This is a genomic window from Pseudocolwellia sp. AS88, from assembly GCF_030551755.1.
Lineage (GTDB): Bacteria > Pseudomonadota > Gammaproteobacteria > Enterobacterales > Alteromonadaceae > Pseudocolwellia.
Map to the genome: position 1 here is coordinate 39,154 of NZ_JAUPEC010000028.1, position 26,576 is coordinate 65,729.

At 35.9% G+C, this 26,576-nt stretch carries 21 protein-coding genes; 5 read left to right on the plus strand and 16 right to left on the minus strand.

Annotated features, from left to right (window positions below):
• Positions 1-75: 75 nt before the first annotated feature.
• The 7 genes from Q5N69_RS16120 to Q5N69_RS16150 all read right to left on the minus strand — a co-directional run bounded on the left by Q5N69_RS16120 (position 76) and on the right by Q5N69_RS16150 (position 10,022).
• Positions 76-3,066 (minus strand): TonB-dependent receptor, encoded by a 2,991-nt coding sequence (locus Q5N69_RS16120; protein WP_304370112.1) that lies wholly within the window; start codon positions 3,064-3,066, stop codon positions 76-78.
• 72 nt (positions 3,067-3,138) lie between these two features.
• Positions 3,139-5,787 (minus strand): glycoside hydrolase family 16 protein, encoded by a 2,649-nt coding sequence (locus Q5N69_RS16125; protein ID WP_304370113.1) that lies wholly within the window; start codon positions 5,785-5,787, stop codon positions 3,139-3,141.
• 308 nt (positions 5,788-6,095) lie between these two features.
• Complete coding sequence (locus Q5N69_RS16130) at positions 6,096-6,950, minus strand: LytTR family DNA-binding domain-containing protein (RefSeq protein WP_304370114.1); 855 nt, start codon at positions 6,948-6,950, stop codon at positions 6,096-6,098.
• A 7-nt stretch (positions 6,951-6,957) separates the two neighbouring features.
• On the minus strand, positions 6,958-8,064 hold the full coding sequence (locus Q5N69_RS16135; protein ID WP_304370115.1) for a sensor histidine kinase: 1,107 nt from the start codon (positions 8,062-8,064) through the stop codon (positions 6,958-6,960).
• Between the two features lie 152 nt (positions 8,065-8,216).
• Complete coding sequence (locus Q5N69_RS16140) at positions 8,217-8,660, minus strand: GNAT family N-acetyltransferase (protein ID WP_304370116.1); 444 nt, start codon at positions 8,658-8,660, stop codon at positions 8,217-8,219.
• Positions 8,661-8,753: 93 nt separating this feature from the next.
• Complete coding sequence (locus tag Q5N69_RS16145) at positions 8,754-9,254, minus strand: hypothetical protein (RefSeq protein ID WP_304370117.1); 501 nt, start codon at positions 9,252-9,254, stop codon at positions 8,754-8,756.
• Between the two features lie 96 nt (positions 9,255-9,350).
• Positions 9,351-10,022: a hypothetical protein gene (locus tag Q5N69_RS16150; protein ID WP_304370118.1), complete on the minus strand. Its 672-nt coding sequence runs from the start codon at positions 10,020-10,022 to the stop codon at positions 9,351-9,353.
• A 233-nt stretch (positions 10,023-10,255) separates the two neighbouring features.
• On the opposite strand from Q5N69_RS16150, the gene Q5N69_RS16155 reads away from it, so the two are divergent.
• Positions 10,256-10,444, plus strand: a complete 189-nt coding sequence (locus tag Q5N69_RS16155) for a hypothetical protein (protein ID WP_304370119.1) — start codon at positions 10,256-10,258, stop codon at positions 10,442-10,444.
• 127 nt (positions 10,445-10,571) lie between these two features.
• Here Q5N69_RS16155 and Q5N69_RS16160 read toward each other — a convergent pair whose 3' ends face one another.
• From Q5N69_RS16160 to Q5N69_RS16170, 3 genes are all read right to left on the minus strand, one after another.
• Positions 10,572-11,030: a DUF1456 family protein gene (locus tag Q5N69_RS16160; protein ID WP_304370120.1), complete on the minus strand. Its 459-nt coding sequence runs from the start codon at positions 11,028-11,030 to the stop codon at positions 10,572-10,574.
• 126 nt (positions 11,031-11,156) lie between these two features.
• Positions 11,157-11,741, minus strand: coding sequence for a methylated-DNA--[protein]-cysteine S-methyltransferase (locus Q5N69_RS16165; protein WP_304370121.1), 585 nt, complete (start codon positions 11,739-11,741; stop codon positions 11,157-11,159).
• Positions 11,738-13,237 (minus strand): DNA-3-methyladenine glycosylase 2 family protein, encoded by a 1,500-nt coding sequence (locus tag Q5N69_RS16170; RefSeq protein WP_304370122.1) that lies wholly within the window; start codon positions 13,235-13,237, stop codon positions 11,738-11,740. The genes Q5N69_RS16165 and Q5N69_RS16170 overlap by 4 nt, the downstream gene beginning before the upstream one ends.
• 334 nt (positions 13,238-13,571) lie before the next feature.
• Here Q5N69_RS16170 and Q5N69_RS16175 point away from each other — a divergent pair, with 334 nt between their 5' ends.
• Both Q5N69_RS16175 and alr read left to right on the plus strand, forming a co-directional pair.
• A complete protein-coding gene (locus Q5N69_RS16175) occupies positions 13,572-14,831 on the plus strand; it encodes a D-amino acid dehydrogenase (RefSeq protein ID WP_304370123.1) in 1,260 nt (419 codons plus the stop codon).
• Between the two features lie 10 nt (positions 14,832-14,841).
• Positions 14,842-15,921, plus strand: a complete 1,080-nt coding sequence (gene alr / locus Q5N69_RS16180) for an alanine racemase (protein WP_304370124.1) — start codon at positions 14,842-14,844, stop codon at positions 15,919-15,921.
• 92 nt (positions 15,922-16,013) lie between these two features.
• On the opposite strand, the gene Q5N69_RS16185 is transcribed toward alr, so the two are convergent.
• Positions 16,014-17,285: a valine--pyruvate transaminase gene (locus Q5N69_RS16185; protein WP_304370125.1), complete on the minus strand. Its 1,272-nt coding sequence runs from the start codon at positions 17,283-17,285 to the stop codon at positions 16,014-16,016.
• A 376-nt stretch (positions 17,286-17,661) separates the two neighbouring features.
• Here Q5N69_RS16185 and Q5N69_RS16190 point away from each other — a divergent pair, with 376 nt between their 5' ends.
• Entirely contained in the window at positions 17,662-18,804 is a 1,143-nt protein-coding gene (locus Q5N69_RS16190; protein WP_304370126.1) for a methyl-accepting chemotaxis protein, read from the plus strand.
• Positions 18,805-18,812: 8 nt separating this feature from the next.
• Positions 18,813-19,649, plus strand: a complete 837-nt coding sequence (locus Q5N69_RS16195; protein WP_304370127.1) for a hypothetical protein — start codon at positions 18,813-18,815, stop codon at positions 19,647-19,649.
• Positions 19,650-19,690: 41 nt separating this feature from the next.
• Here the strand turns inward: Q5N69_RS16195 and Q5N69_RS16200 are convergent, their stop codons facing one another.
• The 5 genes from Q5N69_RS16200 to Q5N69_RS16220 all read right to left on the minus strand — a co-directional run bounded on the left by Q5N69_RS16200 (position 19,691) and on the right by Q5N69_RS16220 (position 25,638).
• Complete coding sequence (locus tag Q5N69_RS16200) at positions 19,691-20,704, minus strand: phosphotransferase (RefSeq protein ID WP_304370128.1); 1,014 nt, start codon at positions 20,702-20,704, stop codon at positions 19,691-19,693.
• Between the two features lie 11 nt (positions 20,705-20,715).
• Positions 20,716-21,603, minus strand: a complete 888-nt coding sequence (locus tag Q5N69_RS16205; RefSeq protein ID WP_304370129.1) for a DMT family transporter — start codon at positions 21,601-21,603, stop codon at positions 20,716-20,718.
• Between the two features lie 110 nt (positions 21,604-21,713).
• Positions 21,714-22,535, minus strand: coding sequence for a zinc-dependent peptidase (locus Q5N69_RS16210; RefSeq protein WP_304370130.1), 822 nt, complete (start codon positions 22,533-22,535; stop codon positions 21,714-21,716).
• A gap of 242 nt (positions 22,536-22,777) precedes the next feature.
• Positions 22,778-24,382, minus strand: coding sequence for an ABC-F family ATPase (locus Q5N69_RS16215; RefSeq protein WP_304370131.1), 1,605 nt, complete (start codon positions 24,380-24,382; stop codon positions 22,778-22,780).
• A 191-nt stretch (positions 24,383-24,573) separates the two neighbouring features.
• Complete coding sequence (locus Q5N69_RS16220) at positions 24,574-25,638, minus strand: hypothetical protein (protein WP_304370132.1); 1,065 nt, start codon at positions 25,636-25,638, stop codon at positions 24,574-24,576.
• Between the last annotated feature and the right edge of the window lie 938 nt (positions 25,639-26,576).

Here is a 26,576-nt window from a genome sequence, read left to right on the forward strand (position 1 = left end):
TACAGATATTAGTGTTGGGATATGCTTAGAATAAAAGCCTTGTTATAACATTCAACAAGGCTTTTTTGGGCTTAGTTAAAAGCTATAACGAGCGCCTAAGCTATAACGAGGTCCGTATTGAGCTGCACTAATAAATTGGCTATCAAAACGGCTAAATGAACGTTCAGTTTCGTTAGTTAAGTTAACACCATCAAAAAACACAGTCACATTGTCATTTACTTCATAGTTAACACTTAGATCCCACTGTAAAAATTCTTCAGCATATACCGGAGCTGAATCACCTCCAGTATCAGGAAGACCTAATCCCACTAAGTATTCACCACGCCATGCACCAGTAACTTTCACAGACAAACCATCTTTCTCATAGAAAACTTGTAAATTGGCAGAGTCACTGACCCCTTCAAGTACTTCTTGGCGGCCAATATAGTAATTATCAACATCAATATCACCGTCAACAATGGTGCCATTTATACCAATACCAAAACCAGTTTCACCAAATAAATGCTGAACAGCCAACTCAATACCATACACTTTACGTGCTTCAACATTTTGAGGAGAACTGATATTCCATTGAATTAAAGGATCTGTTGCAGGGTCAGGCAATACTCGATTATTCTCTCCAATACCAACACCATTAGCGACAATTTCATTATATATAGCGGTATCAGTAGCTTGCTCACCTCTACCTTCAATAACATCTACTGCATTATTCCAGCGTTGGCCTAAATAAACGTCATATAAACCTTCATAGGTTGTAGTTACTGAAGAACCAGTGATCCAATCATCTACATTTTTATAAAATAAACCTACAGAAGCGTAGCTTGCTTCATCGTAATAATACTCTAAAGATAGATCGACATTGGTTGATTTAAATGGCTTTAGGTTTGTGTTCCCGCTACTTCCACTTCTTGAACCAACTTTTGGTGAAGGAGTTAAACTAAGATTACCTAACATATCGCCTAATGAAGGTCGTGTAATGGTTTGACCAAATGATGCTCTTGCTACTAAATCGTCACTAAGATCGACTTTAATATCTAACATTGGTAGAAATAATTCGTAATCTCCTTCAAATTCTACTTCCTCAAATTCTCCACCACTTGCAAATTGAGTAACCCACTCAGAACCACCAGCCCAATAAACCTGTTCAGCTACTCGGCTTTTAGCTGGGCTAACTGCGTCAGTTTTTTCATAACGGAAACCAAGGTTAACTTGTACATCGTAACCACTTATCTCGAACGCCCAATCGGTAGTAACAAATAAGCTGAAAGTTTCTTCTTCTACCTCATTTTGTGGAAAAATATCTTCACCGAAAGTACCTATTTGATAAACATCGCTACCAACAACATCTGCAGTTAAAAATGCAGCTTGTCTTGCAAAGGCTTCATCAAGGTCATAGGTATAAGCATAATTAGGTGAAACACCAGCAGAACCAAAAGAGAATTCATCTAAAAAGCCATTTAAATCAAGTCTTTCAAACATACTATCAGGGAATATTTCCGCAAAAGTACCATTACTAAAGCCTGGCGCATTAGCATTATTTGAACCACCTGAACCTTTAAGTGTTTGTTTTGTATAGGCGGTACCAAATTTAACAGTTTCTAAACCGAAATTTGTATCTACTAATAATTTACCGTCCAATTGAACTTGAGTTACTTCAGACTCAGCCGGTGTTCTGCTAAAAATACTGAAGTTAGAACCAATTTCATTAGGGTTAATTTCTTGTGAGCCATTATTCCAGTTAACATTAAAGCCTGGTACATCACCTTCTCTAAAGAAATACTCTTTACTGGATAAATCTGCCGAGCCTAAAATAATTCGTGCGTTAGCACCTAACCCATCATCTTTACCATTGTCTGTCTCAGATTTTGAATTATGCAAATCTAACGTAAAACTTAAATCATCTGTTGCAAACCATTCAACATTAAAACCAGTGGCTTTTGAATCAACTTCAGTAGTTTCACGAAATGCGGTAAATGATCCATCATCACCAGATGAGTTGTAATAAATAGCCGTACCATTTTCATCTAACTCGTACGAATTAGCATTACCACCAAATGATCCATTCCAAACACCCCAAGAAAGGGAATTGTTACCAGTTACCGCATTTGAGATTGTATGATCAAGTGTAAAAACTAAATCATCTGTTGCAGCATATTGGAAGGTAACTTGAGCATTAGTTCGCTCACGTTGCACATCATCTTGTGAATAGCTTATTTCTTGCGGAAAAAATGAAGCAGCAATAAATTGATCATTTTCAGCATCATAATACTGTTTAGCAACGTTGCCATCGGCATCTAATGGGCGGTTATCAATATAGTTTTCAGGTTCTAAATTTATACCGTGAGTTCTAGACCATGAACGTACATTAGCGGCTTGTCGTTGAAAGTCTCTGCTATGATAAGAGAAATTAGCTGAAACACCAAAACGATCATCATCAAAGGTATTACTATACATACCTGCGAATTCAGGCGTTATATCGTCACCTGCTTCTACCGAACTATCATGATTACCCTTCGCCATAAAAGTAAATTTTTGACCTGGGCTTTGTAATGGTTTGGCCGTAACAATATTTACGGTTGCACCTAAGCCACCTGTAGGGATATCTGCACGAGCTGTTTTAATGGTTTGTAATTCGCTTACACCTTCAGACGATAGGTTTTCAAAGTTAAATGAACGTGTAAAGCCGGTACCTGCCATTTGACGACCATTTAAAGTAACCAAGTTAAACTCAGGACCAAAACCACGAGCAGTAATTTGACTACCTTCACCATTACTACGGCTAATTGTTATGCCTGTAATGCGTTGTAATGATTCTGCTAAGTTAGTATCAGGGAATTTCCCCATTTCTTCTGCAGAAATAGCATCTACAACACCCGACATATCACGTTTAATATTCATTGAACGTACTAAACTACCGCGTATACCTTTAACTTCAATAACTTCTATTTCAGCTTTTGGCTCAGTTAATGGTGCTTCTTCAGCGAATACACTATGGCTTAAACCTGAAGCTAAAATTAATGAGATACATGTTGCTATATGTTTTTGTTTAAATTTAATGTTTTTCATGTGAACCTACTTTTTAAAAATTTGTTTAGAAATGAGCAGTAAAAACCGCTCGATTTTTAATTATGGCTTGGACTAAGGGTTACTAATAAGTACGTTATCGATTCGGTACTCAGCACCCTCGCCTGTGGCCCATGCAGGGAAAAACATCACAACATCTATCTGGCTAATATCTAAACCGGCATCAAATAAAGTTTGTAAAGAAAAAGTATAGGTTTGCCATTCACCCGTTACAGGGGCAACACCTTCTTGACTATCCGTCATCGGGAGCTCAGCAAAAGTCGCATTATCACCTGACTCTATTTTGAAAATCCAAGTAGACTCAGGATCAGTTGGTGCAGTAATCACTTTCATGTCAAATTTAACAACACCAGTTGCTAATAAATGAGAGGCATCTAAATAAACGTCATCGTCAGCTAAAAGCCCCATAACAGTAGGTGTAGCGCCAATAACAAATTGAGCAGTCATGCCATGTTCAGTACCGTCGTTTTCAAGTGTTGGTGTTGAACCACCACAACAATCCCAAATACTCCACATGTCTTTAGCTTGTTCATCAAATAAAACAAAACCATCTGAATTACTTTCAGCTGTAGGATCGTAAATCTTTACGTTATCAACACGGTAAACTGCACCTTCGCCTGCGCCCCACGCTGGGAAAATCATAAGAACATCAATAGCACTTAAATCAAAACCAGCCGTTGCTAAATCAGATAGGTTAAAAGTATAAGTTTGCCATTCGCCTTCAACAGGAGCAGTAGCTTCAACACTTGTTGTTAAAGACACTTCAAAAGCAGATGCTGCATTGTCGGTTTCTACTTTAAAAATCCAATCAGTGCTTGAATCGCTTGGCATGTTAACTACTTTCATCTCAAACTGGATAACACCATTAGTAATAATACCTGTAGCATCAAACGGAGCAGGTTGAGTTGTATTAGGGTCTCTTGAAATAAAGCCCATTACTGTTGGTTCTGAACCAATAGAAAACTCTGAAACATTAGTATGAGCATCATCATCTAATTCAACAGTAGGTGTAGAACCGCCACAACAGTCCCAAAGTGGCCAGCTTGGATTTGCACTTTCTTCAAAAATAACAACCTCTGGAGATACCGTGTCAGCAGCAATGCTTAAATTAGTGATTTGGTATACAGCACCTTCACCAGCTCCCCATGCAGGGAATACCATAACAACATCAATAGCACTAAGATCTAGGTCTTTGTCAGCAAAAGCTTGTAATGGAAAAGTATAGGTTTGCCATTCGCCTGCAACAGGAGCAACGCCTTCAACACTTTCTGTTAACAAGAAATCTGCAGCTGTTGAACCTTCTGAACTTTCCATTTTCACGAACCATTCAGCGCTCGCATCATTTGGAGCTGAAACAACTTTCATGTCAAAACTTAACGTACCTGTTTCAACAAGTGGCGATGCATCAAATGGGCTAGGTGTACCTACTTCTGCATCAATAAACGCAGCACGTGATATAAAACCATTAACTGTTGCTGTTTCACCAACAGAAAACTCCATTACGTTGCCTTTTTCAGCGTCAGTCATTAATGTAGGAGTTGAACCACCACAACAATCCCATGCAGGCCAGTTAGGGTTAACCGAGCCAGAAAAAATAGTTAAGTTTTCCGCAATACCCGTAGATGGAGGTGAAGGAATTGGTGCTTCGCCTTCTACTAATGCATCTTCTAAGCTGTCGTAACCAGGACGAACAGTTTCACAACCTTTACCTGTATCAGGGTTTTGCTGACATTCGTAAACACGAACATAATCAATCTCAAATGTCTGACCATTTGCAAATGCTTCAGCGTCTATGCCTAAGTTATTTACATTTTCAGGCCAATCACCACCTACAGCAAAGTTCAAAATAAGAAAGAATTCTTGATCGAATGGAGCGTTTTCCCAGAAAGTTGTTAACTCACCACTTACATTATCAAAGTTTTCAGTGAACCAACCTCTGTGTGATAAGCCAACAGCCTCATCTCTACTGTTAGTTCTAACTTCAGATTTACGTTGTGTAGCATATAAATAATCATCTACATACCAACGGATCTCACCTTCTTGCCATTCAACAGCATAAGTATGAAAATCATCAGCAGGATTTATGTTATCGGGAAGTTCGTAAGAAGTACCTGAACTAGAATTTTCAGGCCATTCTTTACCATAATGCAATGTACCGTGAATGTTAGCTTCTACATTACCATCGGCATCTACAGTATTAAGGTTTACCGATTCTAAAATATCTATTTCACCTGACTTAGGCCAGCCGCCATAAACTTCATCAGTTGGTAACATCCAAAAAGCAGGCCAGCTACCTTGACCGCTTGGTAATTTAGCGCTTATTTCAAAACGACCGTATTTAAAATCAGCTTTGTAACGAGTGATAAGTCTTGCAGAAGTATAAGGAAGGTCGGCATCATCGCCAGCAGGAAGTGCAACAATATTTAATTTACCGTCGTTAACAAAGGAGTTATCTGCGCTATCGGTATAACATTGTTTTTCGCTATTACCACCGCCGTCACAATTAACTTCATGAGTCCAGTTTTTAGCGTCTATCGCTGCACTATCAAATTCATCTTCCCACACCAATTTCCAGTCAGATACAGGTTGAGATGGATCAACAGCAGTTGTATTTGTGTTTGTTTCAGCTCCGCCACCACAACCCAATAAGGTGAGTGTAGAAACCAAAGCTAACAATGGCGTTGCTTTAAAGTTTTTATTCATAAGTGTCCCCGGTATTTCATTATGTTTTCGTTGATGCTTTAGTATTCTGTTTAGTTGTATTCTTGATTTTGGCGTGTTTTATAAGAATTTTTGTCACAGCCATACTGAAGCGAACGAATATTTAGATATCAACTCTTTTATGATTTCAAATAGAAGTGATACCTTAGAAACATATTGATTCAAAAAAAATCAACTAACAATTCAAATGCGGCATCATGGTTAAACCATGCGGTAATAAAAGATTTACAGGAGGTAAAGAGGTGAAGCGAAACAAAAATAAGACGAAAGGTTCACAAGGGCCCTAACCTTTAATATTGTTTAGACTCAACAATTTGTTGTATCGCCGAACTGTAGTTACGACTTACTTTCAGTTGAACATCGTTACCCAAATCAAGAATACTTTCGCTATTACGCATAGGTTTAATACTCTTAATATAGCTGACATTTACTAAAGTGGACTTATGAATGCGGGTAAATATTTTAGGGTCTAACTGGCTTTCAAGTTTTTTCATGGTGATACGTACAATATGTGTTTCATTGTTTTCATGAATACACATGTAATCGCCAGCGGCATCTATCCATTGTATGTCTTTAACGGGTAAAAACACTTTTTCATGATCATTATTTTTAATCACTAATTCTTGCATATATAAAGAAGGTAGAGGATTGTCTGACTCTAACCAATCTTCTAATTCAGAAACTGAAAGACCTGAGCTTTCACCTAATGCTTTAAGTAATTTAAATTTTTCTTTAGCTGAATTGTTTTCAGGACCCTCTTCAGCCTGATTAACTTTTACTCGCTGCATTATGCGCTCAACCGTCTTTTGTAAACGTCCTAAATTAGCGGGTTTTAAAACATAATCTATGGCGTTTAGTTCAAAGGCATCAATGGCATATTCGCCATAGGCGCTCACAAAAACAATCATAGGCAAAGTATCAGACTGTAAGGCTTGTACAACTTCAATACCGTTAAGACCCGGCAAACGTAAATCTAAAAATAATACATCGGGTGTTAAGCTATTGCATAAATGAATAGCTTGATCGCCATCACTCGCTTCGGCAATCACATTTATTTCAGGAATTTTTTCTAATCTAAGACGAAGGCCTTCTAATGCAAGAGGTTCATCATCTACAATTATTGCCGTTAAAGGTGTTTCATTCATGATTAACTTACTTCTCAAAAGGAATAGAAATTAACACGGTTGCTCCGCCGTTTTCACTATTGGCAAGATTTACATCGAAGTCTCCATTAAACATAGCATCTAATCGAGCTTTTGTATTCGACATACCTATACCAAAACCTTCATTTAATTTTTTATTTAAACCTTGCCCATCATCAATAACTTTTAACATAAGTCGGTCATGCACCTTTTGTGCTTGAATAATGATAGAACCACCCTCTTTACGTAATTCAATCGCATACTTAATCGCGTTTTCAACAAGAGGCTGCAATAACATGCTCGGCACTCTACATGCTAAAGCATTACTATTTATATCTAGCTCTACATGTAAACGGTCGCCAAATCTAACTTTTTCAATAGATAGATATAAATCGAGCAGCTCTAACTCTTTTTTTAGAGTCGTTTTACTTTTATCGTTTTTGTCTAATGAATAACGAAAGAAGTCACACAACTTATCAAGCATTTCGTTCGCTTTTTCGTTTTCATTTTTATATATAAGGGTAGAAATAGCATTCATGGTATTAAACATAAAATGAGGATTTAATTGATAACGCAACATTTCTAACTGAGCTTCTTTAGCCAGAGTTTGAGCTCTGAGTAACATCTCATGCTCTTTCTGTAATTTGGTGTTGTACAACATAATAAAAAAGATGGAAGTCCATACAAACATAGTAGTTAACGAGAACAACAACCAGCCACCAAATTCCAGCATATTCCACGCTTCATTCCACTCTTGCTGATAAACAATCACTTTAAAGAAGCTCAACTTCATAACATTGAAAATCACCCCAAATGCTGAGGCAGATATAAAGCTATAAAACAAGGTCTGGTTAAGAGGGAGATGAACAATTTTACGTATAAGTAACCACTGTAAATACGACAATAAAAAACCACTAAAGGTTTCTAATACTAAATTTAGAAGTTGTCTGACAAAGTCAAAATCGGGATGATCTAATTGTGGTCTAATAATCGCTAAAAACACGATAATACTATATCCCAGCCAACCAGCTATTTGTAAGGTCCAAAATTGATGACTTTGTTTTGAGAAGGATTGCGTACCTAACTCTAATGTACTTTCTGTATGATTTGTTTCCATAACATCAATTAAACCATTTAATGAAAAGAATGTGTATACACATCAGTCGGTGACTCATCACCCAAAGAATAAATATATAGTAAAGTATGCGATAAAAAGCTTTATTTGCGACAACACGTGCAGATAGAGAGATGAATAATGCGTTATGATAATCAATTCAATTGATTTGTCCGGTAAACTATAAAATGAGCCCCTACGCCATCTACATGAAATTCTTTACCAATAACCTTATAACCCGCTTTAACATAAAAACCTATCGCAGTTGCCCGAGCATTTGCCCATACATAATCAGCACCTAAGTTAAACGCCATATTTTCCGCTTCACGTAAGAGTTTTAAACCTACACCTTGTCCTCGTACTTTTTCACAAGTTGCCATAGCTCTTATTTGATAGCCAATGCCACTATGTAGATCTTCACTTGATCGTTTATAAATAGAAACAATACCGCTTAAATCATTATTTATCATGCAACCTAAGTGGTAAGTGGAAATATCAGAATCACCAGGATAATTACACTGCTCTAAACTAAAATCAGGTCGAAGAATCTTTTTTCGTAAAGCTAGCGTATCACTAGCTTGGATTTTCTGAATTTTCATTAAACCTTCCTTGATGTGTAATGCCCTAATAAGCGACTAAATATAATGGTCTAAATAGGAACTAAACGTCCTTTTAGATTAGTGATAGATACACTAATTTTTAGACCAGTATGAATAAAACGGGAGCATTACTGCATAGAAAAGCGCGGACGTAGTACCGAAGCTAATCGCATGTTCCCCAAGAAAAGGCTCGTTAAATGCCCAGTTAATACCGCCAACCGGATACAAGTTATATACGTAACTGTGAGATAAAATCAGAAACATGCAAATAACTAAATGTATTTTTGAAATACGAGTTAAAAATAATAATGGTTTTTTTACATCTATGAGCCAACGCTTTACAAATGATCCTTCTTCTTTATTTTTATCTTCTTTTTTACTAAGTTCTTCAGTTGACCTAACGATCTGAACTCCAATAAATATAATAAGTAACGGAAAAACGCAGAATAAAGCTAAGATAGTAAAAGGCTTAACAATTAAAAATAATATTTCAAAGTTAAATATTGATGCAAATGCGCCAAAGATAGATATAAGACCAAGAGCTGCACTAATATTAGCGCAAAAAGACCAGAATTTAGTTGTATTAAACTTCATAGAAACCTAATGCTTAAATAAGCGGAAATTTATAGTTGCCTATACTTTTTGAAGAACGAAAAAACAGCCAACTGTAATTTGATGTTCTTGTTATAGCTAAACACGATCAAGCCAAGCAAGATCAAATAGTGTGGGTAAGCCATTAACTTGTATTTTACTTAAATGCGCAAAGTCCTCTTCTGGACAAAATATAAATTTAATATCGCTCCATTTAAAATCCATATCTTGATGATGACGCCACTCCCTTTCATGACTAGCATCGAAAGAGCTATTCATCACATTTATATATGGATGTAACTCTTTAGGGACAAAATTATATACGCTACGATTATGTTCATTGCTATTAAATGATAATTTGCTTTTAAAGATATTACTTGGAATATTTATACAAGGAGCAGCTCCTTTGTTAAACAAAAACTCTCGGTCAAACGATAAACCATATTTTGCCCCAAACATATCTCTATGAGCCTTTAAACCAGAAAGCGTTGATTCTGTAAAACACACTGATTTATACTCCATTGTATAAGCAAGTTCACCCACTTCAGGATTAAAGTATTTGGCGTGAGCTGCGCTATACCAGCCTGTTTTTGATGCTAATAGTTTAGCTTTTTGGGATTGGCTATGTAAATCAAGTATGAGACTCATAATATGTTGAGCATCACTATCTGTTTTACCATCATTTTGTCTTATCAAATGAGTAAGTAAAAAAGAACAGTCAGGGCTTTTTCGCGCAAGTTCTTGTGACTCTTCTGCATTAGTTTTTCCCACAACCTATCCTTTAGCTATAACAATTTAATATGAGGACACCATCTGCCTTTCCACAAAGACCATCAATCCTCTTTAATTAACATCGACATTACTCGATTGTTATCGTTAGATCAATGACTTAAAAAAATTTAACACACCGTAAAATTACGTCTGAATAATTGTAATAACAAAAGAATAATTCGAATTAATTTTATTGATAGAAACTCAGCTTAAACTAAAAAATTTAAGTAAAAATGAATATAGTTAAAGTAGTTATCACTTTGTACTTGAGTTTATCTGACGACACTAATGATGAATCAGGCCATTTTCAGTATAAATCTAGTCGTTTCTTACGAGGAAACAGTGAATTAGAAGTGTTGGTATATCCAACTATTGTTGAGATAACAATGTCGATATACGGTGTCTTAGTGAAATTAGGTTAACTAACTTGGTGAATCTAATAATAAGCGCACTATTTTTAGATGTTTTTCAATTAAAGTAACAATTTAATATTTAAGATTAAAATGCTACTTTAATGGTTACAAAGACATATAGTATCAGTCGTGAGCTTTACTGTTCGTGCTTAATTTTAAGACCTGATAAAAATGCTGATAAAACATCATCAGAACATTCTTTATAGTTTTTATGATTAACGTTTCTGAAAAAGGCGCTTAACTCATATTTACTTAAAGTTATTTTACCTAATTCTAAAATAGCTAACACTTCATCAGCTTTTAAAGATAAGGCTATTTTAAGTTTATTAAATATAGCGTTATTGTTTAAGCTATCTTCTGCATCACGTTTAGGACCATCACTTGGACCACGTTGATCTTCAATTAAACCATTTAAAAAAGCGGCTAATTCAACATCTAATAATTCTTTATATGTAGGGTCATTTTTTTCAATAAAAATTTGAGTAAGTTGTTCTGCTGAAATCTGACATTGTCCAAGTTCAAAAATAGAACACACTTTATCATTGTTAAAATCAAAAATATTACACACACGTCGAAGAATTACATTATTTATCATTAAGTTGCCTAAAAGGTATAAATTGCTTTGAAAGGTATTTTCAAAAGATTTATCTATTATAACTCAAGCGCTAAGAATTAGGCTTATAGATTTATTAAAAATTAACCTTTTAGGTATATTTTTAAGCTATGTCAAAAACTGGGTTTTAGATTGTCGAGATTTGATCACATTTTTCAGATTTAATGTAGCGTTTTCTTTTGAAGGTTTTAGCTCAATGCCTTCATGATTCAATAACCATAGTTTTCGCTCTATTCCGCCAGCATAACCCGTTAACGAACCATTAGAGCCTACAACTCTATGGCATGGCACTATGATACTTATCGGGTTTCTACCATTTGCACCACCTACAGCTTGCGAACCTTTAGGTTTATTCACCATTTTTGCTATATCAAGATAACTCGCTGTTTCACCGAAAGGTATGGTTGATAAACACTGCCATACACTTTTCTGAAATTCTGTACCTTTAGGATCTAGCGGTACATTAAACTGACTCAACTCACCGTTAAAATATTGTTCTAGCTGCTGTTTACATACTTCCGTGATGTGATTCGGTTTAATTTCTGAGGTTTGATCACCGCAAAAAATTACATGAGCTAAACCTTTGTCTGTGGCTTTGCATTCAATTAAACCTAACGGAGAGTTGAAATAATCAATATAACTTTCGCTTTTATTTTTACTGTTTTCATTGGCCGTACTTTTATTAGCGATCATGATAACTGGCTCCATAATTGAAACGTTAAATAACTGCGCCAAGGTGAAACTTGCTCTGGCGTGAAGTCGGTATTAAATTGATCTTTAAGTTGTTCTATGGCTTTTTTCACACCTAAATCACCACCTAAAAAAATGTCTGGATCACTTAAGCCTCTTAGTTGAGCATATTCAACTGTCCAAGGACCTATACCTTTTAGCTTGAGCCATTCGGTAGGGTCGTTCGGTGCATTACTCGTTATATAATGTTCCGCTAAGTTTCTTAGTGTTTGTTTGCGGGAACCTGGCATTTTAAAAAAGTCTAACTCGCAATTAACAATAGCTTGAGGCGATGGAAATAAATAACGTTCTTGCTTTGGCTTAGTATCTTCAACATTAACGTTTTCAGTATTCGTGTATTGGATATTATTCTCGACTTTAACACCTAAATTAATAACCAAAGTTTCAACTAAGTTTCGTGCTGCTGTCACTGAAATTTGTTGTCCGAGTATGGCTCTTATTCCCGCTTCATACATATCCCAAATGCCAGGTAATCGAATTCCTGAATTAAGAGAGAATCCTTCAACAAAGCTTTGTTGTAGATCATGCTCTACAGACTGTATGTCTACGTCTAAATCTAAAATGCGTTTTATATTATTCACAATACTTTTTAAATGCTTTACGTCATTAAGTTCAATTTCAACATCAAATAAATGTTTGTCTTTATTATGTGTTGCAGTAAAGCTACCAGTGGTGTTTAACCAATTAAAAGTACGGCCATAGCTGTTACTATCGCACCACTCTAAGCCTTTTATTGCTCTGGCTTCGAGTAACTTTTGCATATACGGCCAGTCGAATGGTGGGCGATAATATAATTTAAGCTTTAACTTATTAAGAGAATTCATCTTAGATTTCCGTAACGACGATGGTGTTAAATTTAGCTGCGATTGAAAGCAATCATTAAAACGTCTAATACTTGAAAAACCACTAGCTAAAGCGACTTCAGTAATCGATAATTTCGTTTGATGAAGTAACTGTTTAGCAAATAAACATTGTTGATAAAGTGCATATGCCTTGGGCGACATACCTAAATACTTATCGAAGAGTTTACGTAAATATCGATCACTTATGCCTAACCTTTCTGCAAGTTCAGGTAATGAATTTTGCTGTAAAGCGCCTTCATCAATTAATCGAATAGCTCGATCAAGTGTTGCGTTTACACCTTTCCATGCGGGCGAGTTTGGCGCACTGTCAGGTCGACAACGTAAACAAGGACGAAAACTTGCATTGGCGCATTCAACAGCGCTTGAAAAATATAAAACATTTTCTTCTTTAGGCGGACTAACTGGGCAAATGGTTCGACAATATATTCTAGTGGTTTTAACCGCTGTAAAAAATTTACCATCAAAACGCGGATCACGAGACAATCGTGCTTTTTGACAAACATTAGGGTCTAAAGGAGGTAATCCTAAAGCAGCTCCCCCAGAGGTATCTGAGTTTAAAACATCTGAATCTAACATAAACACCTAACCGAATTTAACCGAACCATGCAACTGCAACAAACGACTGAGGCACATCATAACGTGTTTTTTGGTATAAACTAGCCAGATTCGGAACTGAAACTAAAGAAACTCCTTTTACAAACAACATATCTACGTTCCCCTCATTATTTACCTTCACGCACTTGCTCATTTAAACAACAATACAGATTAGACCAGCTTATTTTCAGACTAAAACACCAAAAACTATTTTCAAAGCAGTTTTTTATCCTGAAAAACTCATAAATACCCACATTAATTATTACTGATGTCATCTATGATTGCTTTTTTAACTAAGAAATAAGTAGAGGTACAAATGAAAGTTTTAGTCTTAGGCTCTGGAGTTATAGGAGTCACCAGTGCTTGGTATTTAGCTAAGTCTGGCCATGATGTCACTGTTGTTGACAGACAACCTAGCGTTGCTAACGAAACAAGCTTCGCCAATGCAGGTCAAATATCTCCTGGTTATTCTGCACCTTGGGCAGCTCCGGGTATTCCAGCCAAAGCTATAAAATGGTTGATGCAAGAGTTAGCACCTTTAAAAATTAGCACACGAGATTTAGATATGGAAACCTTGCTATGGATGACCAAAATGGTTGCCAACTGTAATAGCAAAGATTATCACATCAATAAATCACGAATGATGAGAGTGGCTGAATATAGTCGTAATTGTTTACGTGATCTTCGTAGTGAAATTAATATTGAATACGAGCACAGAACACAAGGTACTCTACAATTGTTCCGTACTGAAAGCCAAGTTAAAAGCTCTAAAAAAGACATTCAAGTGTTAAACGAATGTGGTGTTGATCATCAAATACTAACACCTGATGAATGCTTAGCTTATGAACCAGCATTAAAACACACAATCAATAAAGTGGTTGGCGGTATTCGTTTACCAAATGATGAAACAGGCAACTGCCATATGTTTGTGACTGAATTAGCAAAAGAGTGTGAAAAGTTGGGTGTTAAATTTGTTATGAATACCGACATCAAGAAGTTAAATAAACAAGGCGATGAAATAACCAGTGTTACAACAGATAAAGGTGAGTTCACCGCTGACGCTTATTTAATGGCGCTGGGCTCTTACTCTACTCACATGCTTGCAGATATTGGTATCAAAGTACCTGTTTATCCTGTTAAAGGTTATTCATTAACTATACCTATTGAAGATTACTCTGCCGCTCCTGAATCAACAATCATGGATGAAACCTACAAGGTTGCAATTACCCGTTTAGGCGACCAAATACGTGTTGGTGGAACAGCTGAAATAACATCTTATAACTTAGCGCTAACTGAAAAACGTCGTAAGAATATTGAATTTTCAGTGGCTGATTTATTTCCTCATGCTGCTGATTTAGCCAAAGCTGATTTCTGGACAGGTTTAAGACCAATGACACCTGACGGTACACCTATTTTAGGTAAAACCAATATCGATAATTTATTCTTGAACACAGGTCATGGAACTTTAGGTTGGACGATGTCTTTAGGCTCGGCGAAATTTATTAGCGACATAATTAGTTGTAAGCCGCCAGACATTGATGACTCTGGCTTATCAATCGCGCGTTACGCACATTAGGAGGTGACATATGGCTAGATCAGCAACTGCAGTTATTAAATTAAATGCAATTAAACAGAACTATTTATATGCAAAGTCACTTGCTAGAAACACTAAAGCCATTGCCACAGTTAAAGCGAATGCTTACGGGCATGGTGCTGTAGAAGTGGCTAAAGCATTAGCAGATGTCGCTGATGCTTTTGGTGTAGCATGTATTGAAGAAGCAAAAGAGTTACGCGATTCAGGTATTACACAACCTATTTTATTGTTAGAAGGTTTCTTCACCGCTGATGAATTAGAGTACATTAGCGAGAATAATTTATGGTGTGTTATACATTCACAGTATCAACTAGAGGAATTAAAAAAAGCAAAATTAAGTCAGCCCATTCATATTTGGTTAAAAATGGATTCAGGCATGCATCGTTTAGGTTTTTTACCTGAAGAATATTTTGATGTGTGGCATAAACTAAACCAGTTAAGCCAAGTAGAACAGATTGTTCATATGAGTCACTTCTCATCTTCAGATGATGTAACTTCAATAGAAACCCAGCAACAAACAGAGTTGTTTATAGACACGCTTGGAGATTTACCTGGAGAAATTAGTTTAGCCAACTCTTCAGCTATTTTAAATAATGCCGTATCTCGACATCAATGGATCCGCCCTGGAATTATGCTCTACGGTGCTTCACCTATTGATAGTGAATTTGTTGGCAAGTCTCTTCGGCCTGCCATGATGTTTAAAGCCAAAGTGATATCTCAACGCACTGTTAATCCAGGTGAAACAGTTGGCTATAACTGCCTATGGAAAGCTGAAAAAACCACTCAAATCGGCACCGTTTCAATTGGCTATGCTGATGGGTACCCTAGACATGCAGCTAACGGTACGCCTGTTTATATAAATGGCAAGCAGAGTAAAATATTAGGTCGAGTATCTATGGATATGCTGATGGTGGATTTGTCGATGTTTGAAGGTCAGAACTGTATTGGCTTTGATGTTGAACTTTGGGGAGATAATATTTTAGCAAATAAAGTCGCTAAATATTCTGAAACCATTGCCTATGCTTTGTTTTGTGGATTAACACGGCGAGTAAGTAAGCAGTATATTAGGTAAGTTTACATGATTTATAGGATGTTTAAATCACTCTAAAATCTAATGAACAATTAACAGCACCAAAGTATCTTCGGTGCTGTTTTAAATCTCAATTATGCTTGAGCTAATTCAAGTTGCTCTTGGTATACAGCTCTCACTTCATCAGCGATTATTTTTACGCCCTGCTCTACAACAATGTCTTCTTGTGCGTAAGATAAACGTATACATTCGTATTTATGTTGCCAGCTATCATCTATGCCAATAAAGAAGTCTTCACCAGGAATAACTAATACACCTTTAGCTTTTAAGCGCTGATAAAGCTCTTTCGAATGAATAGGCAAACCTTCAAACCAAACCCATAAGAAAATAGCGCCTTCTGGCTTATGAATTTTAAAAGGCACATCAGCAAGATTATGTTTTAAGAGATCAAAGGTTTTCTCTGCTTTTTGTTGATAAAAAGCCTTAACGTGATTTGTTAATCCTTTAATATCATTATTATTAAATAAGTTTTTACTTAACGCTGGACCTAAATTACCGCAAGAAAGATTGGTAATAATATTCGCATTAGTAAAGTCTTTAATAAATTGTTCGCTGGCTATCACTATTCCCGTTCTAATACCTGGCAAACCGAGCTTAGATAAACTTAATACAACAATAGTATTTTCATTCCAGTAAGGTTTAGCTTCAGTAAATAAAATATTAGGAAATGGCAAACCATAAGCACCATCAATTATTAATGGAATACCCGCTTCTTGGGCTAACTTATCTAAATGAACAATTTCATCATCAGTGATCACATTACCTGTAGGATTTGTTGGACGCGATACCGATAAAGCCGCCATGCTTTCATCTATAGTTAGCTTTGAGAAATCTACATGATATTTAAAAGTATCGTCATCTATAATTTCAATGCTAGGTTTAGTTGATGAGAAAAATTCATCTGATAATCCAGCATCGGCATAGCCAATATATTCAGGAGCTAATGGAAAGTGTATGGTCTTTTTATCACCATTTGGCATTGTGCCTGCCAGCATATTATAAAGAATGAAAAAAGCTGACTGACTACCATTTGATACAGCAATATTCTTGTCGCTAACAGCCCAGTTAAATTCTTTAGCTAAATAATTAGCTAATTGTTCACGAAAACCTTTCTCACCTTGAGGCGATTGATATATACCTAATAAGCTATGTCGTGCAACAGGATCTTTTACAATAGCTGATAGTTGCTCTTCAAAATAAGCTTCAACTTCTGGCACCCTACCCGGATTTCCGCCTCCCATAAATAACATATCTGGGTTTTCATTAAGTGCGCTACCAAGGTCATCCATTAATTCAACAATACCTGATTTTCCTGCGAATTTTTGACCAAAGTTAGAATAATTCATTTAAAGTTCTCGTATCTAATAAAGTGTAATCAGTATTTCAATGATTCATATTTATGAGTAAGTTGGGGGTAGTTATAAATGATACACTTAAAGCTTTTTAAAATAAGCTCTTAAGGCATATATTTTTATGAATAAATGTAAGCCTTAATGAACAGAGAATTCATAATTAAAGTAATTTTCAAATATTCCAATCGTGACAGATTTTCCAACACCTTCCCCATTTAGGTGCATATACCTATTCAATACAAAAATATAGCCCAGTAAAAACAATAACTTAACTATGGCTCATGTTTTGCAATGCAATAAGTAACTTGTATTCAAGTTGAATAGTTTATGTGAGTGGCTTTAAGTTAATGTAGATAAAGGAGTATGTACTTTGAATTTTCTGTTATCGCCAATAAATTTCCTAATAAAGATAGTGGGTTTTACCTATTTAACTATTTTTATTTTGCTTTACACCATCGCGCTTTATGGGGCATCTTTAACTTTACAAGGTATTAGCTTAGCTATTGTGTTTTTATGTTATTTCTATTTAATTGTTGCGGTGATTTTTATTATTAGAAATCAGATAAGTCATATCACTCAAGTGTTAGAGCAAATAAATGTTCACGACTTTGATCATAGAAACGTACATTTTAATAGTATATTCAACCCCAAATTATTAGAGCAGCTTTTACGAACATTTAGAGAGTTAGGCCGTATCAACAATTACAATATAGAACGAAATAAAGAAGTTGAGTTTTCGGCAGTACAGGTAATTGAAACATCGACAAAAGTAAAAATGAATGTTCAAAAACAATCTGATGCGACAACATCAACCGCTGCGGCTATTGAAGAATTAAGCCAGTCGATAAATGAGGTAAACAGAGAAATATCTAGTACTCATGAGTCTTCACGTTTGGCTTCAGATACCACAGAGCAAGGTAAGCATTCTTTAAATTTATTAAATACTGCGGTGAATGATGTAAGTGAACGTGCTCAATCTACTCAAAAGCGCATGGTGCTCTTAAATGATTTAGTAAAAGATGTAGGGAAAATTACTGAGTCTATTCAACAAATATCACAACAAACAAACTTGTTAGCACTTAATGCTTCAATTGAGGCGGCTCGTGCTGGTGATATGGGTAGAGGATTTGCTGTAGTTGCCAATGAAGTACGCGAACTAGCGTCAAAAACGTCAAATGCTACCGACTTAATTGTTAGTAATATAAATGCAGTATTAGATGAAACATCACAAATAGTAAACACCATGACTGAAGTGGTGAACAAAACAGAAGATAGCTTAGAGCAAGCCTTATTGGTAGATAGCTCTTTTAGTGATATTTATGCAGCAACAGATACAGTAAAGTCTCGTATGGAAGCAGTTAGTGCAGCATCTCATCAGCAGGCTACAGCAACGCAAGAAATAGCCGAACATATTTCATCTGTTGTTATCGGCGCACAAGAAAATGCCAATATAGCTAATCAGTCAGAATTGGTAGCTAATCATTTACGTAAACTCACACAGGCGATTGTTTAGGAAAATTTATGGAACATATTTTTATAATTGTTGTTGGTCTATTTATTATTATCGCTTTTTCTATAAGAGTAGCTAAAAGAAGTAAAATCAAGAAATCTCAATTACAAGGAATTACTTACATAACCCAGTTAAAACCACTTATATCACTTGTTCAACAACATAGAGGATTAACGTCAGCTTGGTTAAATGGAGATGAAAACGTAAAGCCGAAGTTAGTAAACCTTCAAAACGAAATTAAACAGGTTATTCATTTACTCAATAAAACAGACTTGCAAGCAAATGAACGTTGGATGAGTTTTTACGATCATTGGCAACGTATGCTTGAATTCAAAATCAAACCATCGGTAAGTAATAGTTTTGATCAACACTGCTCACTTATCAAAAATTTATCTTATTTATTGGAAGATACTTCTGAAAGTTACTTTTTAACCTCAGAGCATCATAAAGGCTTTCCTAATATTGGCTATACATGGCGTGAGTTAATTGTATTAACGGAAAATATAGGACAAGCAAGAGCTATTGGAACGGGTGTTAGTGTTCAAAAACATTGTTCAAGTGTAGATAAAATAAGGTTGAGTTTTCTAGCTGAGAATATGACAAAAGTATCTACAGGTACATTAAACAATTTACATTATTTATCTGACGAGATAGAAAAGCATAATAATCATATACAAATAGCTAGATCAAAAATACAGGAATTAACACTGGTTATTGCCAAAGAGTTAGTAAACTCGACAGATATAACGATAGAAAGCCAAGACTATTTTAGTATGGCAAGTAACACAATAAGTGCGTTTGATGATATTTTTTATCATCAAGTTGATCAGTTAAAAAGGTTAATTTAGGCAGTCGTTGTAGCGGAGTTTTATTATTTACGGTTTAGGCTTTACTTCAACAAGCTATTTAAGCCAATTTGAGACTTTTGTTTTAAGTAGTCACACACCTTCCAACTTTGAGGATTCCAACCGAGTAAGAAACGATAAAAATCAGCCCAAGCAATAGGATAAAGCTGTGTAGTTTCTTCGGCTAAAGTATCAAAATTAAGCGAGTTATTATTCGCTACAAGCGCCTGCTTTAGCTGGGTAAGATATTCATCTAAAATTAAGCCATCAAATTCAATCAGTTTATCTTCATCTAAACAGCTACCAACAAGGTAAGCTAAATCTTTAACACCAGAGCCACGACCAATATATTGAAAATCTACGGCTGCAACCTGTTCGCCGGACGGATGAAAGCATAAGTTCTCAAATTTAGCATCACCATGAAGCAAAGTTTGAAAGCTTGCATTATTCAGAGCTTGATCAATGAGGTATGCATGTTTTTTGAATTCACTATTTTGCATCGACATTAATTCATCTTGTCGAGTAGCTAAATGCCAATAAGTACCTGTTTGCCATAGGTTAGTCGCAGGATTTCCCATAAACTTTGCGTGAAAGTAAGCTAACCATCTTATTGCAACACGTAAGCTGTTCCAGTCTGCCCTCTCTTTTCTTGCAAAAAAACCTGCGTCATCGAGATCTTCCATAATAAGCAAAGTACAGTGACTAGATGTATCGGTATAGCTTGCAAATAACCGAGGAACTTTACAATTAGACTCTAGACCACTGTTTATTAAAGGGGTATTTGCGATGTGAGCATAGTGTTGATAAAAGTTTGCTTCAACTTGATAAGATTTTATTTTGCGTTGATGGCTAGTTGAGGTGTTCCAACCTCTTGGGTGGGTACCTGCATTTTCAGGAGCGATTACTTTTACAATGTAACAGTTACCTGAACTTTTACTTCTACAACGAATAATTTGCCCATAACCACTCCATAACGATTGCACCTCTTCTTCAAAAACAATGGTTTCATCATTTAAGAGTCGTTTAATTTCAATTAAAACATTTATCGTATCAAGCATATTAATAAGCTCTATTTCTTCCACATTACATTGATTAACGCACCACTAATTACCAGTGCGCCACCGATTAAGGTGGTAATTAATGGCACTTCACTAAACCAAAACCAACCAATTAATACAGAGAAAACAACTTGTACATAAGCATAAGCTGTTGCTTTGTTTGCGTCAGCACTATGCAGAGCTTTAGTTAAGCCAACCTGCCCCACCTGAGTAAAAATACCAACGAGCAATAGTAGCCCTAAAGCGGGTAACGAAGGCATTACAAAATCGCTCCCTAATAAAACGATGGCTATAGGTAAAGAAACAAATGGGAAGTAAAAAATGATCACTGAGCTGTCTTCAGTTTTAGTTAACTTCTTCACTAAGACATAAGCCACAGCACTCCCAAAAGCACCTAAAACTGCAGCGCCAATACTTAACCAAGAGTACGGCATATTGGATAATTCAGAACCTGAAAACTGAATATTAGGTGAAACCATCACGCCCAAACCTAACAAACTTACAACAATACAAAGTAATGTAGAACGTTGAACTTTCTCTTTTAAAAATATAACCGCAAGGACAGCTGTAAAGACAGGATGTAGATATTGTAAAACAGTCGCTTCAGCTAAGGGTAAGGTAGTTACGGCATAATAAACAAAGATAAGAGCAACCGCGCCAACAGTGCCGCGTGCTATTAATAAAGGTTTGTTATTTCCCCACAATGATATTTTTTTACGCTTTATATCAACATAACTAATAAAAGCAGAAACAATAGCTCTTGCTGCAACAATCTCTAAAACAGGAATACCATAGGTACTTACTGATTTAACACAGGCTGCCATAAGAGCAAAACCCAGTGCAGAAAGAAGCATATACCAAACACTGATAGGCATAGAGTTTTTTAATGATAAAAGCATGAAAGGCAAATTAAATGGGAGAATTAGAAGCTGTTATTTTACGCTTATCATTTTAATAATAGTAGCGCTGTTAAAATAAATTTATATCGCTCTTAAGCTCTTTTAACAAATTACCAGTGAACAGGATCAACTTTATAGTACTGTTTTAACTGTTGATATAGTTCAGGGTATTGATGATTAAATTGATGTGATTGCTCAAAAAACACTTCACTAACAACCGCAAAGAATTCAGCAGGATTTGTTGCACCGTAATAATCAAAAAGTGACGGTTTACCCGATCTAGCCTGTTTCTTAAGTATTTCAAATTGTTTAGAAAAAACATCAGACCAAGACTTATAATTCTGATTTTTTCCTAGAATTGGCGCACCGTTAGCACTTCCATCTTCTTGATCAAGCTGGTGAGCAAACTCATGAATCACAACATTATGTCCGTCATCAGGAATTTCAGCACCTTCTAGAGTATCTTGCCATGACAATACAATTTTACCAATATCCCAAGACTCTCCAGACAAAGCGATTCTTTTTGTGTATTGCACGCCATCAGCATTTCTTATTTGCTGCTTCTTAACAAAAGCACTCGGGTAAACAAGTATGGTATTTAATTTAGGGTAGTAATCAGTTTTTCTATTTAACAACAATAAACATGCTTGTGCAGCGATCGTTATTTTTATTTCGTCTGTAATTTCAATACCGTTACAACCAACAAACTCTTTTTCAGCTAGAAAGATCTGGATATGTTGTTTTAGCTGAAGCTGCAAGTCTGTGGGCATTCCTCTGAAATATGGCATGCGACGTTGAATTATTTTACGCCACTCTTTGTTAAATGTTTTTTTTCTAAGAACATCTCGTTTATATTCACGCCAATAAGGTTTACCTACAGAAAAACCGATAAGTAACACACAAATAATAATAGGTAACAATAATGACAACATAATAAGTTTTTATAGATAAGTATTATTATGAAATTGGTGCGCTTAGATGGAATATCAAGTAGGAGAGAAATAGAATAACTATACTTCAATGATTTCTTGCACTAAAACGCTTAATAAAGTTTTAAATTACTCAATTTATTGTCAAATTACTATAAGGCGAATAAGAACAAAAATGCCAATCAGTTTAACCTGATTGGCATTTCATAAATATTCACTAATTTATTTAATCGTTTATTAAATAATTATACTTCTTTGTTGGCTGCTTTTTGATTATCTAGATACTCGTCTAATGTACCTTGAAAATCGATAACTTCTTTGTTTTTAATATCAATAATTCGTGTCGCTAAGCTTGATACAAACTCTCTATCATGGCTGACAACAATCAAAGTACCTTCAAATTCTTTAAGTGCTTCATTTAATGCATCTATCGCTTCGATATCCATATGGTTGGTTGGTTCATCCATAATCAAAACGTTTATGTCTTGCATCATTAGCATACCGAATAGCAGACGGTTTTTCTCACCACCTGAACAGTTACGCGCTTTTTTATTAGCGTCGTCATCTGTAAATAACATACGACCTAACATACCACGAACTGTTAAATCATTGTGACAAGGCCTACGCCATTGCGACATCCAATCCATTAAGGTTAATTCGTTCTCAAAAAAGTGTCCGCTATCTTGAGGGCAATAACCAACAGATGCATTTTCAGACCACTTAACCACGCCTTCAGTTGGCTCTAATTCATTCATTAAACAACGTAAGAAGGTTGTTTTACCTGCGCCGTTTTCACCAATAATGGCAAGCTTAGCACCAGCTTCTAGTAATAAATCACCATTTTTGAATAATGTTTCACCATCAAAACCATGACCTAGATTTTCAAGTTCTAATGCTTGACGGTGCATTTTCTTGCCTGCAGCAAAAGAAATCTTAGGTGTTATACGACTTGACGCTTTAACATCATCAAGTTTAATTTTATCCATCTTTTTAGCACGTGAACTAGCTTGTTTCGCTTTAGAGGCATTTGCACCGAAGCGATTAACAAAATCTTGAAGTTCTTCTATCTCAGCAGCTTTCTTTTCATTACCAGCTAATAGTTGTTCACGTAACAAACCCGATTGGGCTAGATAAAATTCATAATTACCTGGGTATATACGTAACTCACCGTAATCAATATCAGCCATATGCGTACACACTTCATTAAGGAAATGTCTATCATGTGAAATGATAATCATGGTGCATTTACGCTTATTTAACTCGTCTTCTAACCAGCTAATAGTATGAATATCTAAGTTGTTGGTAGGTTCATCTAATAATAAAATATCAGGGTTAGCAAATAAGGCTTGTGCAAGTAACACACGAAGCTTTCTACCAGGTGCTACTTGTTGCATTAAACCGTAATGAAAAGACTCTTCTATACCTGCTTCAAGTAATATTTCCCCAGCACGACTTTCAGCACTGTAACCGTCCATTTCAGCAAATTGGCTTTCTAAATCACCCACACGCATACCATCATCTTCACTCATCTCAGCTTGAGCGTAAATCGCGTCTCTTTCTTGCTTAACTTTCCATAAAGCAACATCGCCCATAATTACAGTATCGATAACGCTGTACTGTTCAAAAGCGAATTGATCTTGGCTAAGTGTACCGACTTTATTTCCTGTTGAAATAGAAACATTACCAGAACTAGGCGTAAGTTCACCTGTTAGTATTTTCATGAAGGTAGACTTACCACAACCATTAGCACCTATCAAACCGTAACGGTTACCGTTGCCAAATTTAGCCGAGATGTTTTCAAACAAAGGCTCAGCGCCAAATTGCATTGTAATGTTCGATGTTGTTATCAAAAGGGATTCCTAGATTTTGCTAGTGATTGTTACAAGCTTATTGGAAAGTACGACTTATCATACCTAACAGAAAAGACTCAAATTTAAGGTCGCATAGTATACAGGAATAAAGCACTAGTCCCTATCAAACATTACAAAAAACACAGTGATTTTTTCTATTAAGATGAAGCCATAATTAATAGAACAAGTAATTATTCTTTATAATTAATGATATGGCTTAAAAGAAACTCAGACTCATTATCAAAATCACAAATAGCAGGAAAACCAACATACAAGACAGACTCGATTTCTTCTTTAATATAATGAGAACGCGCTAGGTTTTGAAGGTTAGATAATAAGGACTTTGCTTTTTCATGATCAATATTGCAACCATAATCAATCAATGAATAAACATGAGCATACTGATCACCTTGCTCAGCAGCTTCTTGTACTAGTAACTTGCCTGCAGCATCATTTGTTAGATGACCAAGGATAAATTTAGCTCTAGCATTATCTCTTTGCTCAATTAAAAATTTAAGCAACATTTTTGCTTTGTATCCCGACTTAACAAATTGTTGACTTGCGCGGCCATTAGCATCAAATAACAAACCTTTTTGATAAGCATAGGCATAAAGCAAAATGTTTTTTGTCGTTAAAAGCTCTAAAGCTTTTGGGGTAATATCAATTTCTTTATCGGCTACTCGACTTTCAATATATTGTTCGTGCCTTGCTTTTTCTACTTCTGCAAAGAACATTAAACCTATAGCTGTTAAAAATGAAGTCCCTCCTAGTGCGGTGATTAGGAAAGGTAAAACAAAAAACCATTTATTATAAAACTTAGTATTGTTTAACTTACCTTTATTTCTATCAATAAAAGAATGTGCACGATGATCTTCAAATGGGATAGAAATACGGGCTAGAAAAATTGAAGCTCCCGCTCCAACAGCATAGCAACCAAATAAGATGATCCCCCATGTAGTGCCATTAATTACGATGTTCAAAGATAAAGCGACATAAGTAACCCAGGTATGAGTTATTAAAGCGATAATTGAAAATAGAACAGATAGACCTTTGCCATGAAAACGAACAGCGAAACCTATAATGATGCCATTAGCGATTAACATCATAGTACTAAATTGAGGGAAATATGAATAAACACAATACCAAAGAACTAATGAAGGAATTGACCAAAGAGTAGCTCCTAATCCAGCTAAAATTGCACTCTGCTTTGCTAATTTATTTTCAACTCTGTCCAATGAAGCTTGATCAACATCCATTTAATTAATCCTATAGATAGGGAATTATTATGTATTTATAAGCTAATGATATCGTAAATAATTCATCGCGCACACCAAAGGAATTATTTATAAATGCCCTAATCTCTATATACCTAAATGATCACATAATGGTTATCAATAAATATAGGATAAGAAGCGCTAATGCATTAAGAACATGGATATAGAGGAATTGTGCCCTACTCTTGGCGTTATTTAAGCTCGCCTTTGATAAGTATTGGATTTACATGGATGTAAAGAATTAGAACAACGCAGGAGCAGTTGTCGAGATGTGCGGAAGTGGCGTCCGACTATGCTGCATCAATGAACGGCTTTTCGGTGAATACGAATAGTAAACGCGTTCTATCTTCGCGTATAGAATGTTTGGATTTTCAAACGCCAGATAGCAAAAAACCCGTAGCATCAGCTACGGGTTTCTATTAAATAGAAGCCTAGCAATGAAGTGCAAGGAAGCACTAATGCCGTGGGCACATGGATGTACAGGAGCGGCGTCCTACTGACGTATAGGAAATACTAATGACATGGTGCCATGGATGGCAAGTAATGTCCTCACATCAAGAAAAGCCCCCCACACGCTCTTTACCACTGACGCTACTGCGTTTGACGTACATGGATGTACTAATGCCGCGTGTGCATGGATGCACAAGAGAGGTCACTTCTGCATCTCTTAATATAACGAATTCCCTACACGGATGTAGGAAATTAGGACAACGCAGGAGCAGTTGTCGAGGAGGCAGGTAGAGCCACAGCGCTATTGTCGCTCGCCCTTAATGAGTGTTTGGATTTTTCAAACGCCAGATAGCAAAAAACCCGTAGCATAAGCTACGGGTTTCTTTAAATAGCAGCCTAGCAATGTCCTACTCTCACATGGGAACTCCCACACTACCATCGGCGCTACTGCGTTTCACTTCTGAGTTCGG

Excerpts from the sequence above, each read along its gene's own strand:
- Q5N69_RS16200 (WP_304370128.1), bottom strand. The coding sequence starts at position 20,704 with ATGCTTGATACGATAAATGTTTTAATTGAAATTAAACGACTCTTAAAT.
- Q5N69_RS16170 (WP_304370122.1), bottom strand. The coding sequence starts at position 13,237 with ATGTTAGATTCAGATGTTTTAAACTCAGATACCTCTGGGGGAGCTGCT.
- Q5N69_RS16145 (WP_304370117.1), bottom strand. The coding sequence starts at position 9,254 with ATGAAGTTTAATACAACTAAATTCTGGTCTTTTTGCGCTAATATTAGT.
- Q5N69_RS16210 (WP_304370130.1), bottom strand. The coding sequence starts at position 22,535 with ATGTTGTCATTATTGTTACCTATTATTATTTGTGTGTTACTTATCGGT.
- Q5N69_RS16120 (WP_304370112.1), bottom strand. The coding sequence starts at position 3,066 with ATGAAAAACATTAAATTTAAACAAAAACATATAGCAACATGTATCTCA.
- Q5N69_RS16125 (WP_304370113.1), bottom strand. The coding sequence starts at position 5,787 with ATGAATAAAAACTTTAAAGCAACGCCATTGTTAGCTTTGGTTTCTACA.
- Q5N69_RS16220 (WP_304370132.1), bottom strand. The coding sequence starts at position 25,638 with ATGGATGTTGATCAAGCTTCATTGGACAGAGTTGAAAATAAATTAGCA.
- Q5N69_RS16205 (WP_304370129.1), bottom strand. The coding sequence starts at position 21,603 with ATGCTTTTATCATTAAAAAACTCTATGCCTATCAGTGTTTGGTATATG.
- Q5N69_RS16195 (WP_304370127.1), top strand. The coding sequence starts at position 18,813 with ATGGAACATATTTTTATAATTGTTGTTGGTCTATTTATTATTATCGCT.
- Q5N69_RS16135 (WP_304370115.1), bottom strand. The coding sequence starts at position 8,064 with ATGGAAACAAATCATACAGAAAGTACATTAGAGTTAGGTACGCAATCC.
- Q5N69_RS16185 (WP_304370125.1), bottom strand. The coding sequence starts at position 17,285 with ATGAATTATTCTAACTTTGGTCAAAAATTCGCAGGAAAATCAGGTATT.
- Q5N69_RS16130 (WP_304370114.1), bottom strand. The coding sequence starts at position 6,950 with ATGAATGAAACACCTTTAACGGCAATAATTGTAGATGATGAACCTCTT.
- alr (WP_304370124.1), top strand. The coding sequence starts at position 14,842 with ATGGCTAGATCAGCAACTGCAGTTATTAAATTAAATGCAATTAAACAG.
- Q5N69_RS16175 (WP_304370123.1), top strand. The coding sequence starts at position 13,572 with ATGAAAGTTTTAGTCTTAGGCTCTGGAGTTATAGGAGTCACCAGTGCT.
- Q5N69_RS16140 (WP_304370116.1), bottom strand. The coding sequence starts at position 8,660 with ATGAAAATTCAGAAAATCCAAGCTAGTGATACGCTAGCTTTACGAAAA.
- Q5N69_RS16165 (WP_304370121.1), bottom strand. The coding sequence starts at position 11,741 with ATGATCGCTAATAAAAGTACGGCCAATGAAAACAGTAAAAATAAAAGC.
- Q5N69_RS16160 (WP_304370120.1), bottom strand. The coding sequence starts at position 11,030 with ATGATAAATAATGTAATTCTTCGACGTGTGTGTAATATTTTTGATTTT.
- Q5N69_RS16155 (WP_304370119.1), top strand. The coding sequence starts at position 10,256 with ATGAATATAGTTAAAGTAGTTATCACTTTGTACTTGAGTTTATCTGAC.